The organism is Methanospirillum stamsii (assembly GCF_003173335.1).
Taxonomy (GTDB): domain Archaea; phylum Halobacteriota; class Methanomicrobia; order Methanomicrobiales; family Methanospirillaceae; genus Methanospirillum; species Methanospirillum stamsii.
On sequence record NZ_QGMZ01000030.1, the window covers coordinates 38,944 to 56,617 of the forward strand.

Annotated in this window: 13 protein-coding genes; 5 read left to right on the forward strand and 8 right to left on the reverse strand. The window is 33.2% G+C overall.

From position 1 onward, the window contains the following. Nucleotides 1-246: 246 nt before the first annotated feature. From DLD82_RS13555 to DLD82_RS13565, 3 genes are all read left to right on the forward strand, one after another. Nucleotides 247-1,452: a glycosyltransferase gene (locus tag DLD82_RS13555; RefSeq protein WP_109941665.1), complete on the forward strand. Its 1,206-nt coding sequence runs from the start codon at nt 247-249 to the stop codon at nt 1,450-1,452. A gap of 426 nt (nt 1,453-1,878) precedes the next feature. Further along, nucleotides 1,879-2,586: a glycosyltransferase family 4 protein gene (locus DLD82_RS18690; protein WP_181391450.1), complete on the forward strand. Its 708-nt coding sequence runs from the start codon at nt 1,879-1,881 to the stop codon at nt 2,584-2,586. A gap of 678 nt (nt 2,587-3,264) precedes the next feature. After that, nucleotides 3,265-4,656, forward strand: a complete 1,392-nt coding sequence (locus DLD82_RS13565) for a hypothetical protein (protein ID WP_109941667.1) — start codon at nt 3,265-3,267, stop codon at nt 4,654-4,656. A 94-nt stretch (nt 4,657-4,750) separates the two neighbouring features. Here the strand turns inward: DLD82_RS13565 and pelF are convergent, their stop codons facing one another. The 6 genes from pelF to DLD82_RS13595 form a co-directional block, all read right to left on the reverse strand. Beyond that, nucleotides 4,751-5,857 carry a GT4 family glycosyltransferase PelF gene (pelF, locus tag DLD82_RS13570; RefSeq protein ID WP_109941668.1) on the reverse strand — a complete coding sequence of 369 codons (1,107 nt, stop codon included), beginning with the start codon at nt 5,855-5,857 and terminating at the stop codon, nt 4,751-4,753. 440 nt (nt 5,858-6,297) lie between these two features. Beyond that, on the reverse strand, nt 6,298-7,509 hold the full coding sequence (locus DLD82_RS13575; protein WP_109941669.1) for an ISL3 family transposase: 1,212 nt from the start codon (nt 7,507-7,509) through the stop codon (nt 6,298-6,300). 286 nt (nt 7,510-7,795) lie between these two features. Next, nucleotides 7,796-8,545 (reverse strand): hypothetical protein, encoded by a 750-nt coding sequence (locus tag DLD82_RS13580; RefSeq protein WP_109941670.1) that lies wholly within the window; start codon nt 8,543-8,545, stop codon nt 7,796-7,798. 13 nt (nt 8,546-8,558) lie between these two features. Continuing rightward, a complete protein-coding gene (locus DLD82_RS13585; protein ID WP_109941671.1) occupies nt 8,559-9,872 on the reverse strand; it encodes an oligosaccharide flippase family protein in 1,314 nt (437 codons plus the stop codon). Next, on the reverse strand, nt 9,869-10,825 hold the full coding sequence (locus tag DLD82_RS13590; protein ID WP_109941672.1) for a polysaccharide deacetylase family protein: 957 nt from the start codon (nt 10,823-10,825) through the stop codon (nt 9,869-9,871). The genes DLD82_RS13585 and DLD82_RS13590 overlap by 4 nt, the downstream gene beginning before the upstream one ends. Before the next feature lie 187 nt (nt 10,826-11,012). Next, on the reverse strand, nt 11,013-12,359 hold the full coding sequence (locus tag DLD82_RS13595) for a phenylacetate--CoA ligase family protein (RefSeq protein ID WP_219968427.1): 1,347 nt from the start codon (nt 12,357-12,359) through the stop codon (nt 11,013-11,015). A gap of 861 nt (nt 12,360-13,220) precedes the next feature. Between DLD82_RS13595 and DLD82_RS13600 the strand changes: the two genes are divergently transcribed. Then, nucleotides 13,221-13,892, forward strand: a complete 672-nt coding sequence (locus DLD82_RS13600) for a serine O-acetyltransferase (RefSeq protein ID WP_109941673.1) — start codon at nt 13,221-13,223, stop codon at nt 13,890-13,892. Nucleotides 13,893-14,139: 247 nt separating this feature from the next. Here the strand turns inward: DLD82_RS13600 and DLD82_RS13605 are convergent, their stop codons facing one another. Beyond that, nucleotides 14,140-15,396 (reverse strand): nucleotide sugar dehydrogenase, encoded by a 1,257-nt coding sequence (locus tag DLD82_RS13605; protein ID WP_109941674.1) that lies wholly within the window; start codon nt 15,394-15,396, stop codon nt 14,140-14,142. Next, a complete protein-coding gene (locus DLD82_RS13610; RefSeq protein WP_109941675.1) occupies nt 15,378-16,292 on the reverse strand; it encodes an SDR family oxidoreductase in 915 nt (304 codons plus the stop codon). The genes DLD82_RS13605 and DLD82_RS13610 overlap by 19 nt, the downstream gene beginning before the upstream one ends. A gap of 707 nt (nt 16,293-16,999) precedes the next feature. On the opposite strand from DLD82_RS13610, the gene DLD82_RS13615 reads away from it, so the two are divergent. Then, nucleotides 17,000-17,674: AAA family ATPase (locus DLD82_RS13615; RefSeq protein ID WP_146199810.1), on the forward strand; the 675-nt coding region annotated here is incomplete at its 3' end.

A 17,674-nucleotide genomic window follows, 5' to 3' on the forward strand; every position in this document is an offset into this window, starting at 1 on the left:
CTGGTTAATCAATATATAGAACCTGGTGATTCTTTAATTCGAATTAGAACCGGAGATCTCTTGACCTAAAAAAATTAACGCTAGATACTTTGATTCAGATATGACAAATGATCAAATTAGTTGGATTTTAAGTAATTAGTGATATAGCGGTGGAATTTTCTTTCGTATATTAAAATTTTTTGACGATGTTTTAACCAGTTCGAAATTATTTTCCTATACTCGTAAAAAAATGGACATTAAAATCATATGAAAATTCTACAAGTGATATCCAGTTTTCCTCCTGCTTATTCATATGGAGGTGCTCCAAAAGTTGCTTTTGATATGTCAAAAGAACTCGTTAAGAATGGTCATGAGGTTACTGTATTTACTACTGATGCGTATAATTCAAGTTCACGTCTCGAGATTACAACTAATCCGGAAATCATGGATGGGATTAATGTTTTCCGTTTCCGAAATATCAGTAATACCTTCACTAGGAAAAATTTTTCCTGTGCTCCTTTAATGTTTTTATCACTAAAAAAAGTTATTCAAGATTTCGATATCATTCATTTACACGAATATCGTTCCTTTCAGGCATTATTTGTTCATTACTATGCCATGAAATATCAGATTCCATACATCATTCAAGCCCATGGTTCAGTATTACCAATTTTTGAAAAACTATGGATGAAGAAAATATTTGATCTTTTTTGGGGAAACCGTATTCTGCAAGACGCTTCAAAACTGATCGCGGTATCAAAAACGGAAAAAAATCAATATTTGAAGATGGGTATTCCCGAAGATAAAATTGTGATTATTCCAAATGGGATTAATTTATCTGAATATGAGAAACTCCCAGAATATGGGAAATTTCGAAAAAAATATAAAATTAATTCAGATCAGAAAATAATTCTTTATTTGGGAAGAATTCACAAGAGCAAAGGAATAGATGTACTAATTAATAGTTATTCTAAATTGTTGGACCAAACTAAATATGTCAAACTAATTATTGTTGGACCAGATGATGGATATCTAACCTCAATTAAAGAACTAATTGAAAAATTACATATTCAGGATAATGTTATAATAACAGGTCCTCTTTATAACGAAGAAAAAATAGAAGCCTTTGTTGATGCAGATGTACTTGTATATCCAGGAATATTGGAGATATTTGGGCTGGTTCCTTTTGAATCCATTATGTGCGGGACACCTGTTATCGTGACGGATGATTGTGGATGTGGGGAATTAATTAATGAGGTCAGATGTGGACATTTGGTAAATTATGGGGATACTCAAATACTTGCGGATACTATTCGATTCTCCCTTAATCACGAAACAGATTGTCAGAATAATGTGGAAATCGGGAAAAAATTTATATCAACTTATTTAACTTGGAAAAAAATAGGAAAAAACGTAGAATCTCTCTATTTTAATACTATCTTCAATAATAAAGCAAAAATCCAAGGTTATTAAATGAGTAGAAGAAAACCTAATAGAAAACACCGTGTTGGAGTTTTTACCACCCCAATTGGTAAACCGAGTCTCATTCCTGTGTCAAATTTGATGTGTATACTTACATCAATTACAGATGATATTTCAATAATTTCCGCAAATGAAATTTTATCTTTAATAAAAAAATCCAATATTAGTCACTATTCCGTTCTTTCCCATACAACTGGTAATTCTCCATTTTTTCGTATCTTGAATTTTTTATTTCTGCAAATAAAAATCTCATACTTTTTTTTAAAATATAATAAGTACGTCGACTATTGGTTTTTTTTCCTAGGCGGAGAGGTATATGTCATACCAATAATTCTTTCACGATTACTACATAAGCCAATAATTTGCATATTAGCATCATCGGTTTCGCAATTTTACTTATTTGATAGGTATCAATTTGTGCTAAAAAGTTTTTCTACAATTGGTTACTTTTTCGCTGATAAAATAATTCTTTACAGTTCAAAATTAATTCCTGAATGGAAGCTGGGAAAATACAGTGAAAAAATTATCATTGCCCAACGACACTTCCTAGACTTTACTACATTCACTATCACCACCCCTTACAAAGATCGTTACCCCCTTATTGGCTACATCGGTCGCTTAAGTGGCGAGAAAGGCGTTCTGCATTTTACAGAGGCCCTTCCTGCAATCCTCAACCGACATAAGGATCTCCGCTGCCTTATAGGTGGTGATGGTCAGCTGAAAGATTCCATTGAATCTTCCCTCCATGATAATGATATCAGCATCAGGGTCGACCTCCCAGGTTGGATCTCCCACGATGAATTACCCCACTATCTGAATCAGCTTCGCCTACTCATCATTCCCTCTTATACCGAGGGCCTCCCAAATATCATGCTCGAGGCCATGGCATGTGGGACACCAGTCCTCGCAACTCCAGTCGGAGCGATACCTGATGTATTAATAGATGGAGATACAGGATTTATTATGGAGAATAACTCCCCCGAGTGCATTACGAAGAATGTTATCCGGGCACTAAATTCCCCAGATCTATTTGTCATCGCTGAAAAAGGAAGACGATATGTTGAAAAGAATTTTTCGTTTGAAAATGCTCTTGTTATATGGAAGAATGTTTTAGAAAAGATATGAACAAAAATTTTACTTTCGTTTTTCTGAAAGATTTGGATAACCAATGTGCGATTATCGGATATGGCGAAAGACAAAATAATTAAGAATTTTAGGTAATTTTGACAGGTTTTTTATGAGAGATTTAAGAATTGCCAAACGAAAATCTAATAACAAAAAACATATCCCAATTAGAGTAATAAGATGAAGAAAACCAATACAGAATTATTCCTTTTTCGAATGTTTCATGAAAAATTAGTTCAAATTAAAAAGATTTTTTCTAATATAATCATTTATCCAGAAAATATTCTCCCATTTATCATTGTATTTACTCTTTTATTATCAGTCATCATAATTGCTTTAACTCCGTCATCATCGGGATATGAACTTTCAATTTATGGAGTCTATTCAATTTACCTCTGGATAATTATCTCAATAAACATTTTTTTCAGTACATACTCGATAATTCGTTCTTGTGACAATCAATCAATTAATTACTATTATAGTTACTTTTCAATAATTACAATAGGAATACTTGTACTATTTCTACCAATAATCAGGGGATATTATTCGATAAGCCGTGGAGGAGGAGATTTATACCATCATATTTTTGTATCTAGTCAAATTATAAATTCTGGACATTTCCTTCAAAGTAATATTTATCCAGGGATACATATTTTAACCTCATGTATAAATTTTTTTTTGACTGATTTAATTATTGTCACTTTATTAATCTCTGCTATCTTTATGGTTTTAATAATGTTGTACTTATATATTTTAGGGAATACTATTGTTGGAAGAAAAAATGGCGGTTTATTAATATCTATTTTAAGTATCCCATTAATTTTTTCCTATGTTTATTATGGTTTTTATCCATTTTTTTTTGCAATAGTTACAATATTATTAATATTATTTTTATATCAAAAAACCCAATTATTTCCAAAAAATGAAAATGCATTCTATATTTGTGTACTTTTTCTTTCTATGTTTATAGTTTTTTGCCATCCATTGGTTGCAATCTTTCTTATAATTACTTTTTTATTAGTTATATTTTATAATTTATTTAAACGATTTGTAATAAAACTTCAGCCCTCGAAAAATTTTGATCTCAACATTTTCACTGTAATAGCGATTTCATTTATTTTTTGGTTTGCACTGGTTAGGCTATATATTCATACATTAACTGACATGATTCTAACGAATCTTGGAGGAGTCGATGAGAGGACGATAATTAATGATCAAATTGATTTAGTTTCTTCCACACACCCAGCCTCAATCTGGCTATATATTGAAGGTTTTATAAAGATATATGGACCAATTTCTATTTATCTTCTGCTTTCGATTGGATTTATTGTATATATACTTACACAGTATTACAATAAAAAAACAATTTTTGAAACAGACCTCTTTTATTCACTTCTCTTTTGTTTAGCTCTTTCATTAGGAATTTCTTTATTTATTGGACATAGTATATATTTTGAACCAGTTAGAGTATTAATGTATTCCTTAATATTCTCAATGATATTATCAGGATTATTTCTATATCGAATTTGGCTCTCAATAAATGAAACACAACATAAAAAAATTTTTTCTATTATTGTTACTTTAATCACTACAATACTATACATGTTATGTTTTTTTAATCTTTATCAAAGTCCTTGGACAAATATGCCCAACACTGCATTTACTTATGAGGATAAATACGGTAACGATTGGATTTTGGAATATTCGAATCGCGAATTGCCAATCATCAAAGACGATTCTACTATTAGTAAATATTCAAGTTACTATTTCGAATCGCAGAATTCAAGAAATAGCGAAAAAATGAATGAATATTTAATGATCATACCTTCAAATTTTGGATACAACCAGTATAGAAATTTAGGGGATGCCTTTGCTACCTTACCTGAAGATAAATTTTATATGTCCACGACTGAAATGATGAAAATTGCTCCTTATGCTGCACGTGAAGAACGACGAGGATGGTTAGATTGGTTTACAGATACTGATTTTATTCGTTTATTGAATGATCCAACAGTGAATTCAATATATTCGAATGATGAATATAGTCTCTTTATGGTATATCGAGGATGACAAATCTATGTTTGAAAAAAATCAATTGTTCAGTATTTTGAAGAAGTAAAAAAAAAATAAGACCTTTTTCGACCACCACGGTCGTATGAATATTTTAAGTATCAGAATTTTGGGTGATATCCAAAAAGATATTTTCAAACCTTAAAGCTATTTTTTCCCATCCATACACCTTTACATGAGTCTTATTATTTTGTGATATCTCTTGCCTTAAATCATCGTGTTGTAAAAGATCCAAAATTTTTTTTGCAATATCATCCGGGTTTTTTGGTTCCACAAGATATCCATTAACACCATTTTGCATAATATCGGGGATTCCGCCAACCCTTGATGCAACAATAGGTATCCCACAAGCCATAGCTTCTAAAATTACTGTAGGAAACCCCTCAGATAAACTTGAAAGTGTAAAAATATCCGCTCGATTCAAAATATCAGGAATTCTATTATTTGGGATACTTCCAAAAAAGATCACACAATCCTCAATTCCAAGTCTTTCGACCAAATCTTCTAGAGATTTTCGTTGTTCACCCTCGCCGATCAAGACTAATCTCACTTGGGGGATTTTCTCATGGACTTGTTTAATTGCTTTAATTAGATATTGAATCCCTTTAACTGGATGAAGACGCCCAATAAATATGATGTTAATTTTGTCCTTTTCAAGCATTGAATATGGGCTTATCGCATGAAATGAATTTAAATCAATTCCATTCGGAATAATATATATCTCTCTATCTAATATTTCATTCATTTTCTGACGCATATTATCAGTTAACGCAACGATGGCATCTGCATTCTGAAGGATCATCTTGGAAATAATTTTGGTATAGATATTTGGAAGGTATACATCAGACCCTCTACCACATACGATATAAGGAATTTTCAGAAGTTTTTTTAATATTAAAGGAGAAATAAAACCTACACCAATACCTTGCACTTGAATAATACTTGGTTTAATTTTGTTGATTGTTTGAAAAATTGCAAGACAAAATGAGAGTGTACCAACAATTTTAAATTTTGAATAGGGAATTCTATGAACATAAATCCCTTCCATCATATGGAAATATGGTAATCCAGGATCATGAGTGGTAATAATATGTACATCGTGCCCTAATCTTGTCAAGTGTTTTGCCAAATTATATGATGCCAATTCTGCTCCAGCCAGTCTTTGAGGAAGAAAATAAGTGACAATTATTACGATTTTCATAAATTCTTACCCGATTTTATCTCTAAAAACTAGTTTATATTAGGCATAATGTAAGTTATGTTTTTAGTTCTATAAAATTCTATGATACATTAATATTATTTATTTTATTATTTATCGCTGAAGTTAAATAAATAAGTAATTAATTAAGTATACTTATATATATTAATATGAAGGAGGGGAAAAATCCACGAAGTATTCTCCCTTAATATTAAACTCATTAGGAATTAAATTAAAATCTGAACCCCATATAAGAGATTCAAACAGTTTTGATGAAATCACTTAAGTAATCCTTCTATATTCATGATCTCAATGACCTCCAAACTTTTTATGATTTATCATACAAATAAATTCGATAATTATCAGTACAAGTTTAACTTAACATCACATATTTAATTGCTTTTCTACTTATACCTTAGGATATTTGATGGCTCTTCCGCATTTCATGTGGGTAGGTTTAAAGACAACTTGCCACATCGCAGAAATATCATAGTTATAAAGTTATTTGGATTACGATATCCTCGAGCACCTCTTTTCAGCATCTGAATCTTTCCATTAATCGCTTCAACAATACCATTACTGATCCCGTTTAGCACATTGTTGAGAATTCCAGTTTTATGTTTTTTGAGTGATCTCGCTAATTTTATAAAGGGTTCAAGACGGCTGTGAGTTGCCCAGAAATACCAATCATTGAATAGAATATTTGCCGTTTCAATATCCGGACAACCCCAAACTTTTTTTAAAGCTTCTTTCATTCGATATGCTCTTGCCGTTTTAAGATTCATTTCAGAAAGTGGAGCAAATCTGGTTTCTTCATTTAGCGATAAATTAACCCTATTTTTCAACCATAAGATTCTAGAATTTCGCAAAATTGGTTGTGTTTTTTGTTCAGAACGCCTAACTTGATCTAAAGCTTCTCCTACGAGTTTCATGACATGAAATCGATCATAGCTATGAATTGCATTTGGAAAATTCTCTTGAATACCTTTTATAAAAGCCTTTGATAGATCTGAGCAAATATCAGTAATTATATGAGGATCTCCATTATGCTCTGTGAGATCTGCAGAGAATCTTTCTAAAGTTGTGTGGTCCTTGCCCTCAGTTGCAAATATTACTTTTGATGACTCTAAATCAACAACGACAGTAACATAATTATGCCCTTTACGTGAAGATGTTTCATCTACTCCAATTATCTTCACATTAGAGTAATCTTCCTCTTTTCGGGCATTATTTACGTAATGTTCAACAACCCTCCAAATCTTCCCATCATCTTCACTAATAAGTTCTGCAATTTTTGAAATCGGCATATCGAAACTCATTATTACGATTAGAGATTCCATCAGAAGCGAAAAACCACTTCGTTGCCTTGCCCAAGGGACATTGACTAGTACAACCCCACAATTTGGACAGGATATTCGTGGTGTTCGGCAATGTAAATCGCATCTATATTGAAAAAAGTTAAGATGACGCCAAATTTTCTCCTCAGTGTCATATCCTTTGCATCCACTCGAGGTGCATTTGGGGCAGTCAAAAGTTGATCCTGGATGAAAATCTATCCAAATGTCTAATTGACGAATCTCCTTACTGAAAGTGATTTTGGTAATGTGCCATGGGGATTGAACGTTTAGAGCAGCTTCAAAGAGTTCTGTGTCCATAATGTCGAATAATTTGGACGATATTATATAAAATCAGGAGGGGGACTCCGTCCCCCATCCCGAACCTTCCCCCTTGTCATGATGAGCTCGTGGGGATGGACAAGCATCCCCACTTCGCGGAGAGTCGGTTGAAGGGATCCTTTACTTCTGGTTACCCATTCAAAATACCGAAGAGGCTATTTGATTACCTTTCAGTTCTTTATATGTGATTAATCACTCTTCCAAATAGCTTATTCGCAGCATGTTGTCAACTCTCAATAATATTAACCTGAAAATTATGAGACAATTAGTTTTTAATAAACCGGTTATACATTATACCCAATTTTTTGGCAATAGAATATAGTTTGGAATAATCTTTATCATAATTATAGAGTGTTGTCAATTCACCACCAAATGACTTTTTAAAAAAATTAATATTTTCTTTTTCATTATCTTGTTTTTCTCCAACATAATACCCCCCCAAATCAAAATTATCTATACCCCTTTCTTTAGCATAATTAATTGCCTCCCAAATCATCAATCGGTTTGCATTACCAACTAATGTTCTTATTTGACCCGTTTCCTCTAGTCTTCTAGATGCACCCAACATCCATCGAATATTTTTTCCATTACATAAGTAAAATTGACCTCCGATGATTTTTTCATTAAATGTAGACAAAAATAAAACCCCATATTTTTTCATAAAGTCAGAACTTATCGCATAATTTGGAAGACCTTTTAATTCTCTAAATTCGGAGTTTATACTGCAAAAGGAATCATACTCCTGATTTAGTATAATATTTACTCCATCTTTTTTTGCTTTATTAATTGAATATCTACAAGAAGATTTATCCATTTTTTTCCATATTGTCTCAAGATCTTGCGTTAGATCAATTATTTGAGTTGTAAACGATTTTTTAAAAAAACCCTTCAAATCAACATTCATTTTACATGCATTAAATGATACTTGATCAAATCCCTCTATGTCAAATGGGACTTCACTAAACCATATTGTCTTAGTTTTAAAAATAAATCTTGAATTTTCAATTTCTATCATAGTAAAAATCCTCCTATTGATCAATAAAATGAATAAATTTTTTACATTTAAACAACATTATGCCAATCGAAAATAAATATGAAATGATTGTCGCGATAACGGCCCCAATGATACCAATTCCTGGAATTAATAGAAAACAAAGACTTATGTTTACTATTGCCATGACAACAGCAGCATAAGAAGTCAATTTTGCTCCATTTACTCCAGTAGAACACAATAATTGCCCATATAACTGATCAACCGATATACATATGCCCGCTATGGAAAAGAAAATCATGAGGGGTAAATCAAATGGATAGTCAGGACCGTACATCATTAATATTATGTACCCTGAAATCCATGTAAGCGGAAGACCAAATACAATTAATAATAGTATAATTTTATTGATACGATTGAATAACATACCTTTATTGTTACACATAGAAGCTACAGGGAAAAAAACCGTAGTAAAGATCATAGTAATTAGAAATATAAATGCTGTAAATGCATAATTAAATGCATAATATATTCCTACTTGTGATACAGGTAGAAACATATTTATTACAATTTTTCCGATATTTAAATAAAATATTGAAGATATCCCTCCCATGAGGGAATATATACTGAATCGGTATAGTTTTTTAGCCATTGGCATACTAAATTCTATTTTAATATATTTTCTTAAATATACCAGGAGAATTCCTCCCGTTATTACATATGTAATTATCATCGAAAAAAGAGGAGATTTAAAGGAGAGATCGTTAATCGCATATATAAAAACCGATAATAATATTAATTGTAATGCGGGAAAAATTGAATTTGTCAATGAGTACTCCCTAAATTTATGGAGACTTCTAACACTACTCGTCATAAGTGTATAAAAGACATATGATATTGAAAAGATGACTGCAAAAACGAATATTTCATAAGTTATTGAGAAAATTGCAATAATATATTTTGAAAAAACTGCATATAGAAACAGTGTGATTACAGTAAACAGAATTATTAAGGCATACGTTGTCGAGAGGATACACCTCTGCCTGATAAAATCAATTTTTTCTGAATTATATTTTACCATTGCTGAAGAAAAACCCAGCAACATTGGAATGTAAAGAAACATTGCCACTGATTGTATCAAGGTAAAAGTCCCATATTCCGAAGGACCTAACAAACGCCCTGCAAGAATATTATAAGTAACTGAAAATATTGTTCCTATGATTGTACCCAAGCCCACAAATGAAAGGTTTTTTATGAAATTTTCCACATCTAGGTTCGCTTTCCTAAGGAAAACTTTCTCATAAAAAAAACAAATCAAAGATATAATTTTTGAAGCGAGGATATGTATCATAATAACTTTTTCTGAAATTTTAATTTTATCGATTCGAAGGTATTTTTAAGTATTTTTTTATTTAATCCTAATATATATGGACTAATCATAGTTGAGGGGGCAACATAAGGATATTCATAAACTTCTCGTGAGTAAACATAATTGATATTAGAATACTTTGAAATATATTTTAAAAATTCATCCATTACTGTTAGGAAATAAGGATCTGTCATGCTGGGAGAATGTAAACAAATCTGGAATAGGGGCATACTTTGCATATAATATTCATAAAAACATGCTTTCAACCAAGAGAGACCAACTTTAGGAGCAACTTCAGGATTTACATTCCCTGCAAAAAGCATCTGTGAGATGGGCACAATAAGAAGGGGAAGATCTCCATTAATTTGATAATCATTTTCGGAGGGGTGATAGGGCATACAAATTCTTGGGAGCTTAGACCAGTCGTGATGACATGGAGGTGAATGTGCAGGTGCTGAACAGTCTCTTTCCATCCTTGAATTAACTAAAGCCCGAATCGTCCTATTATCTATTGCCCAGCGACCTGCGACAAAGGTTGTTGGTTTTTCACCAAATGAATCCTCAAGATATTCAGATCCAACTTGTATCATCTCAAGTTGTTCATGATAAGGATACTCTCTCAAGAGTGTGGAAGTTAAGGATTGATCACAATGTTCACGAAGATATCGATCTCCCACGTGATAAGTTAGATTGTTCCGTCTAGATTCTTCCCATCCAGCATGAATATGTAAACCGATTTCATGCTCAATATCTCTCGGGAAACTCTTTACAACCTCTGGCATAACTGCAAAGGTAATCTTGGCCCCATATTTATCTGCCAATTTTATAAGGTTAAATACACCTTTATTCACCCCATTTGTTGCGTTTTTATCATATACAACCTCATAGTTGTGTATATACCCAAATTCTGTATGAACAACAATTATTACATCCATTTCCAACAACCTATGAAAATTACACTATTCCTTCACTACCGCATTTTTATTGATGAAATTGGCCTTTACCTCAATCCGGATCGGATTGCGATTCATAATATTCATTACTTTTCGGTTGCTTTCAGGAGAAATGGAGATTCATAGCGAAGACAAATAATAAATTCTGAAGTATGCTAACCCCCCATGCTTATCTCGTGATCAAAGATTTAGTATATCTGTACTTACCACTTTGTGTTTTTGGGATGGTTTTTACGATCTCCCATGTGATAATAGAATTTGAGCCCATTACCAATTTTATTTTTTCTTCAATGTCTGCTTGATCTATTAGGTTAATTTTATCCTTAATTACAATTTTTATCCTAATTAATGAATAATCTTCTTGAATAACTTGAAATGATTTTACCCAATCTTTTAAATAAAATAAGTGCGAAAAATACTCCCCATGAATTATTGCTCCATTCTCTAAAGTGAAATGATCTGTAATTCTCCCAGTTACTTTTTTTAGAGTGGGCAAAACACTTCCACATGAGCATGTTTCCGGCCCAAGAATTGCCATATCTCCGATTTCAAATCGTATCAAAGGCATTGAGTAGTTAAAAAGATTTGTAACAATTATTTTACCTTCTTCTCCTTCCTTGACCTTTTGATTATAGTTATCTAGCACTTCAATATAGTTCCAGAATTGAAATGAGTGCAGTAGACCTTTTTCACATTCGCCAGATAAATTACTTACTTCTCTTGAACCATAAAAGTTGAAAACTTTGGTACCAAAGTTTGACTCAATAGTTGCTCTCATTCTATCGGATAGGTTTTCTGCTGCACTGACGATTATTTTTGGAGAATATAATGAGATTTTTTTCTGTTCTGCATAATTACACAACTCAAAAAGAGAACCGGCATATCCTCGTAATATTTCAGGCTTAAATGAATTAATTTTTTGAATATTTTTGCTAATGTCCTCTTCTGTCATCTTAAAACTGTTTAAAAAAACAGAATTGGTAAGTTTGTTCTGGAGCCTTGTTTTGAAGTCAATCCCGCCTTTAAAAAGATCTCTTTCAGATCCCCAAAGTATTACTTTCTTTACCATTGGCTCGTCGACATTCAGGATATTTTGATAGTAAAAATTATTAGTCGCATTCCTCCATTTTAAATAATAATCGTCCTGAATCAATCTGATTGGTTCACCTGTTGAACCACCTGATGAGTTGTAAAAAAATTTTCGTTTATGGGAGTCATCTGAAATTAGATTTTGATTATTATTTCGAATAATATCTTTGGTTAAAATGGGTATTTCTGGAATTTTTTCATGATCTACTTTTCCGTTTTTGATTAAACCGATTTTTTGGAAAACTTGATTATAATAACGTGTGTGATAATAAGCATGCAAATAAAGTTCATCTCTTTTTTGCATAATAAAACTACTAAGCAAATCTGGGTTCGATAATCCCAAAATTTCTAAATATTCTCTGCTGTTTCTAATTTTTATTCGATTTAATAAAATTTTTCTAAATTGATCTTCAATATTTCCTATCAAATTTTGCCTCTTACAAATAAAATATGCAGCAATATTTTCTTTTAAGATAGTTGAATAAATCGGTATATATTTTTATGATTTGATTCACTAAATTTCTATGCCATATTAGTAATTAATTGATTATATTGTGCTTCAGGGCCGATATCCATATGAACCTCTCCTAGCAGAAGGTGCATACCAGTTGTAAATGGTATATTGGATGAAAACTGCACTGCTTGATAATAATTAATCAATCATAATAACTTCATGATTTCTGACTAGAAGACATCTTAATTATGTTATTATTGATGAATTTAACACCCCATCTCTCATATGTTTTATGTTAACTACTTTCTGAATAAAGGTTAGACTCATTTCTATAATTACATTATGTTTTCTATAATTTATGAGATATAAGAATATGCCATGCAATAGTCAAAAGAAGGTTGAGAAATTAAAATTTTTAATGGTGATTTTACGTTAAGATGATAAATAATTTGGAGAAAATTTATCTCGAGAAGGTATCATATCCTGCCGATCCACAAATTAGACCGTTTTTATTTTCTTTCATATATTTACTGATATGATTGAATTCAAAATCATTATTTACGGTTATGGGTGAAGCGGATATCCTCGAAAATCTATGAGAATCTAATGTAGAATAAAATGAGAAGGGTGACCCTCTTTTGTTATTCTACTATAGCCAAGTACCAAATATAAAAAAAATACAATTTAAGAATGATTCAAACTTGCCCTTATGTGAAATGAGGGCAATATCTTTTCCGTCGAATATTCAAATGTGGGTGTTAATCATATTCTGATTAAGAGAAATTTAATATGAAAGTGAGTTGAATTTATTAAAGTTTCAGTAATAGTATTATTATGAAAATTTTTTTAAAAGTATCTGAATTATATTCCGAAAATTCACTTCCGACCCAAATTGCATCAAAAAGTGATCTACATTTTTTTCTTGAGTGTGATAGATTATCCTTGGGATATAATCGAAAAAAACCTAAAATTGTTGGGGATGAAACCTGGCAATTTCAAAGACTATTAAGAAAAGTTGAATTTTATAAAAATTGTAGAAATTCCTTTCTCTGGAAACCATTATTTTTTTACCACCTGTTACATTTTCATCGAATGTCAGTTCGATTAGGCTTTACAATCCCTCCCAATTGTTTTGGCCCTGGTCTTGCAATTGTTCATAGAGGCACAATTGTAATAAGTAATTTTGTAAAAATTGGATCTAATTGTAGAATTCATGTTGATGTAAATATTGGAGCAACATCAAAACAAAATAGAGCTCCGCAGATTGGAAATGATACATACATAGCACCCGGTGTGAAAATATTTGGAGATATTACTATCGCCGATGGTGTTGCCATTGGCGCTGGAGCAATAGTGAATAAATCAATTCTTGAAAAAAATATTACGGTTGCAGGTAATCCAGCAAAAAAAATTAGTGATAATAATTCTGGAAAACATATCAATAAGGGAACCGAAATTTTTTTCAAAACCAATTCAAGAGGCAGTTGCATAACTCAAAACCAATGATACGAAGAGACTAATTTTAAAAGATTATCCTTAGAATTAAATCCTATTGGACGGTAATTATGCTCTGGTGGAACCCATATTTTTGTTATGCTGCATCCTCTAAACAGAAAAATAAATTTGAGTCTGATAATCAACTTATTAAGGGAAAAAATATCCACATTATCCAGATCTAATTTAGCATTGTAGTGATAGGTCGGCAACAGACTTACCATATTGATCGCAATTTAAAACTCTGAAATTAACCCCATCATAGCGTCCGATAGTAACACCCTTCCCGCACATCTCCACAATCACGGAACATTCCCGCAACATCAACAAGAACAGGCTTGCCATTACATAATGACAGGATATCCTTTATTGCTAATTTTTTAAACACATTATGTGGGGCATTAACTACTATCGCATCCATCTTAAAATCAGTACCATCAAGTCGCTCGATAGCTTTGGCTCCAAACCGATTAATGGCTTCATGATTCAACAACGGATCATATCCATATACATCAATATGAAACTCATTAAGTTCCTTAACCATCTCTTCGACTGGTGACTCCCTGGTGTCTGGCACATTTTCTTTGTATGTTACTCCCATAATGAGCACTTTGGATCCCTTGATCACTTTCCCCGCTTCATTCAGCCCCTTGATTGCTAGCTCTGCTACATGTTTCGGCATCGAGTCATTAATCGCCCGACCAGCAAGAATCACCTGCGGATGATATCCGATCTCTTCGGCTTTGTATACCAGATAATAGGGATCAACAGGAATGCAGTGACCACCGACAAGACCTGGGCGGTAATGATGAAAATTCCATTTTGTACCTGCTGCATCGAGAACATCTTTGGTGTTTATTCCAAGACGGGAGAAGATAATCGAGAGCTCATTCATCAGGGCAATATTGAGATCCCGCTGAATATTTTCAATAACTTTTGCAGCCTCAGCCGTTTTGATATTCGGTGCCCGATACACGGTTGTAACCAGACTATAAAGTTCGCAGAGCGTATCTGTCGTCCGGGTATCCATCCCGGAGACGATCTTCGTAATCTTATCTATGGTATGTTCATCATCATTTGGATTAATCCGCTCCGGTGAATACCCGACGAAAAACTCTTTTCCACATTGCATCCCGGATTCCTGCTCCAGGACTGGTACCATAATTTCTTCAGTCACACCGGGATACACGGTGGATTCCAGGACAACAATTGCACCTGGTTTCAGATTTTGTCCGATAACCGTTGCAGCTGAAACAACTGGTTTGAGATCCGGGTCTTTCGCTTTTGTTACCGGGGTTGGCACACAGATCAGCACTACATCGGCATTTTTTATCTGCTGTGGATCTGAAGTGGCAGTAATCTTTGATCCTGAATTTTTCAGGTTCTCAATTTTTCTCTGGTCGATGTCAAATCCAATTGTGTGTATGTGCTCTGCAAAAGCCTCTGCAAGTGGCAGACCTACATATCCAAGCCCGACCACACATACAACCTTGCCATTTACTGATTCTGATACCATGTTATCGTCTCTTCAAGTCCTGTTTTTACGGTGTAACCGGGTTTATATTTGAGTTCATTCTGTATTCGTCCAATATCCGCGAGTGAATCCCGAATATCTCCCGGACGGGGTGGATCATACAAAACCGGGACTGTATTCCCGGTAATTTCCATTATGAATGAAGCGAGTGAGTTGAGAGTGATTCGCTGACAGTAGGCTACATTAAAAATTCCCTGTACATCGCTCTCCATGGCCCGGATATTCGCCTGGACCACATCTTTCACATAGGTAAAATCCCGGGTCTGCTCCCCGTCACCATAAATTGTCGGAGATTCATGTTTTAGGATCCTGGTAATAAACTTTGGAATTACCGCCGAATATTCTGATTTTGGGTCCTGGCGAGGACCAAACACATTGAAATACCGGAGAGCTACCGTTTTCAGTCCGTAGAGTTCAGAAAAAACCCTGCAATACTGCTCCCCGGTTAATTTAGAAATCCCATAGGGTGAAAGGGGGTTTGGAGTCATACTTTCGGTTTTTGGAAGAACCGGAGTATCACCATATACCGATGATGAGGACGCAAAAACCACTTTTCGAACATTCATCTCTTTTGCAGCAACTAACACATTGAGTGTTCCGGTGATATTTGCCTCATTGGTAGGAAGAGGATCCTTTACAGAACGGGGAACTGATGTGATAGCAGCTTGGTGGAATACTCCGTCTGCACCCTCAAAAATCCGTTTCAAAAAAGCAAGGTCTGTTATTGATCTGTTTTCAAAAATGATAGGAAGATTATTAATATTTTCTATCTTCCCACTAAAGAGGTTATCAATCACGACAACTTCATGATTTGATGCCAGAGACTCTGCGATGTGAGATCCGATAAATCCGGCACCCCCTGTAATAATATACTTCATAATCAATGTTTTTCAAGGAAGAGAATGGTATTCTATTTGTAGTTTCAGGATGTACATTACTTATTAAGCTAGATAAAAATTTGCCATGCAATAGAAAAAATGGTATTCCAGAAACTGAATTGAGAGTTTTAAAAGATTCTTAATGGGAATTCAGTTCTACTATTTATTAACTGGAGAATAATATATGCTCCCTCCTTTTCCATCAAAAAAAATCAGCCTTATTATTGAATTTAACGCTCATATTTACCATATTGTATATCACATGATTTCAAGATCCTAAACCTCATTAATTTACCTTTTAAATCCGATTTCCGCTGAAAAATCTGGATTTATATCCGGATGCTATTAAAGAACAAATCTATCCTATGGAATCCTTGAATGATGGATTATCATAGGATAATGACCTTTTATGTGGGTCCATATCTGGCCACGGATATTCATAATAAAAATCATGATTTTAGATCATTTTTTAATTATGTGGGGGATACCGCTCCCCAATGTTAAGATAATGGACTTTCAGGAGCAAGGTTAAACTAACAAAAAACATTTCCTTGAAAATGTTCTAGGTTAATAATTATAAAGCGAATTTCAATTCTAAATTTGATATAACGATAATTGTTTTCTTTTCAGATCCGGAAATCCTGAATTTAAAATCCATCAATCCCCACAATACAATAAATATACTCTGAAGTAGACTACTTTGAAGTATGTTTATAGATAGAAAAACAGAGTTATCAGCACTCAATCGAAGATTTCATAGTAATAAGCCTGAACTCCTGATATTATATGGCCGGAGGAGAGTTGGAAAAAGTAAACTTATTGACCAGTTTATTAGTCAGGTTGGGGGAATACGACTCTTGGCAAGAGAAGAATCAAGACACTTGCAATTAAAACGAATTTCATCTGAATTAGCCGTATTTTTTAAGGACGATTATCTGCTTCATGCTCCATTTCCGGACTGGGATGCATTTTTTGTATATCTTATGCAACATGGAGATATACGAACAGTTATCGCAATTGATGAATTTCCATATCTAGTCCAGGAAGAGCCATCACTTCCTTCTCTCCTTCAATATTACTGGGATACCGGTCTTTCCAAAAAAAACCTCTATCTCATTCTCTCTGGATCGAGCATAGGATTAGTGGAATCACAACTTATGCAGTATAAAAATCCGTTATATGGTCGGAGGACAGGTCAGATCTTACTCAGACCCTTCCGGTTTATTGATTACTATTCTTATGTAAATAATCTTCACAAGGCAATTGTCTTGTATGGTATTTTTGGAGGAACTCCGCCCTACTGTCTTATCGAGGAACCGTTTATTGATCTTGAAGAAATAGTATGCCAGAAACTCCTTATGGAGGATGCTTTTCTTTTTCGT

Excerpts from the sequence above, each read along its gene's own strand:
- DLD82_RS13555 (WP_109941665.1), top strand. The coding sequence starts at position 247 with ATGAAAATTCTACAAGTGATATCCAGTTTTCCTCCTGCTTATTCATAT.
- pelF (WP_109941668.1), bottom strand. The coding sequence starts at position 5,857 with ATGAAAATCGTAATAATTGTCACTTATTTTCTTCCTCAAAGACTGGCT.
- DLD82_RS13575 (WP_109941669.1), bottom strand. The coding sequence starts at position 7,509 with ATGGACACAGAACTCTTTGAAGCTGCTCTAAACGTTCAATCCCCATGG.
- DLD82_RS13580 (WP_109941670.1), bottom strand. The coding sequence starts at position 8,545 with ATGATAGAAATTGAAAATTCAAGATTTATTTTTAAAACTAAGACAATA.
- DLD82_RS13585 (WP_109941671.1), bottom strand. The coding sequence starts at position 9,872 with ATGATACATATCCTCGCTTCAAAAATTATATCTTTGATTTGTTTTTTT.
- DLD82_RS13590 (WP_109941672.1), bottom strand. The coding sequence starts at position 10,825 with ATGGATGTAATAATTGTTGTTCATACAGAATTTGGGTATATACACAAC.
- DLD82_RS13600 (WP_109941673.1), top strand. The coding sequence starts at position 13,221 with ATGAAAATTTTTTTAAAAGTATCTGAATTATATTCCGAAAATTCACTT.
- DLD82_RS13605 (WP_109941674.1), bottom strand. The coding sequence starts at position 15,396 with ATGGTATCAGAATCAGTAAATGGCAAGGTTGTATGTGTGGTCGGGCTT.
- DLD82_RS13610 (WP_109941675.1), bottom strand. The coding sequence starts at position 16,292 with ATGAAGTATATTATTACAGGGGGTGCCGGATTTATCGGATCTCACATC.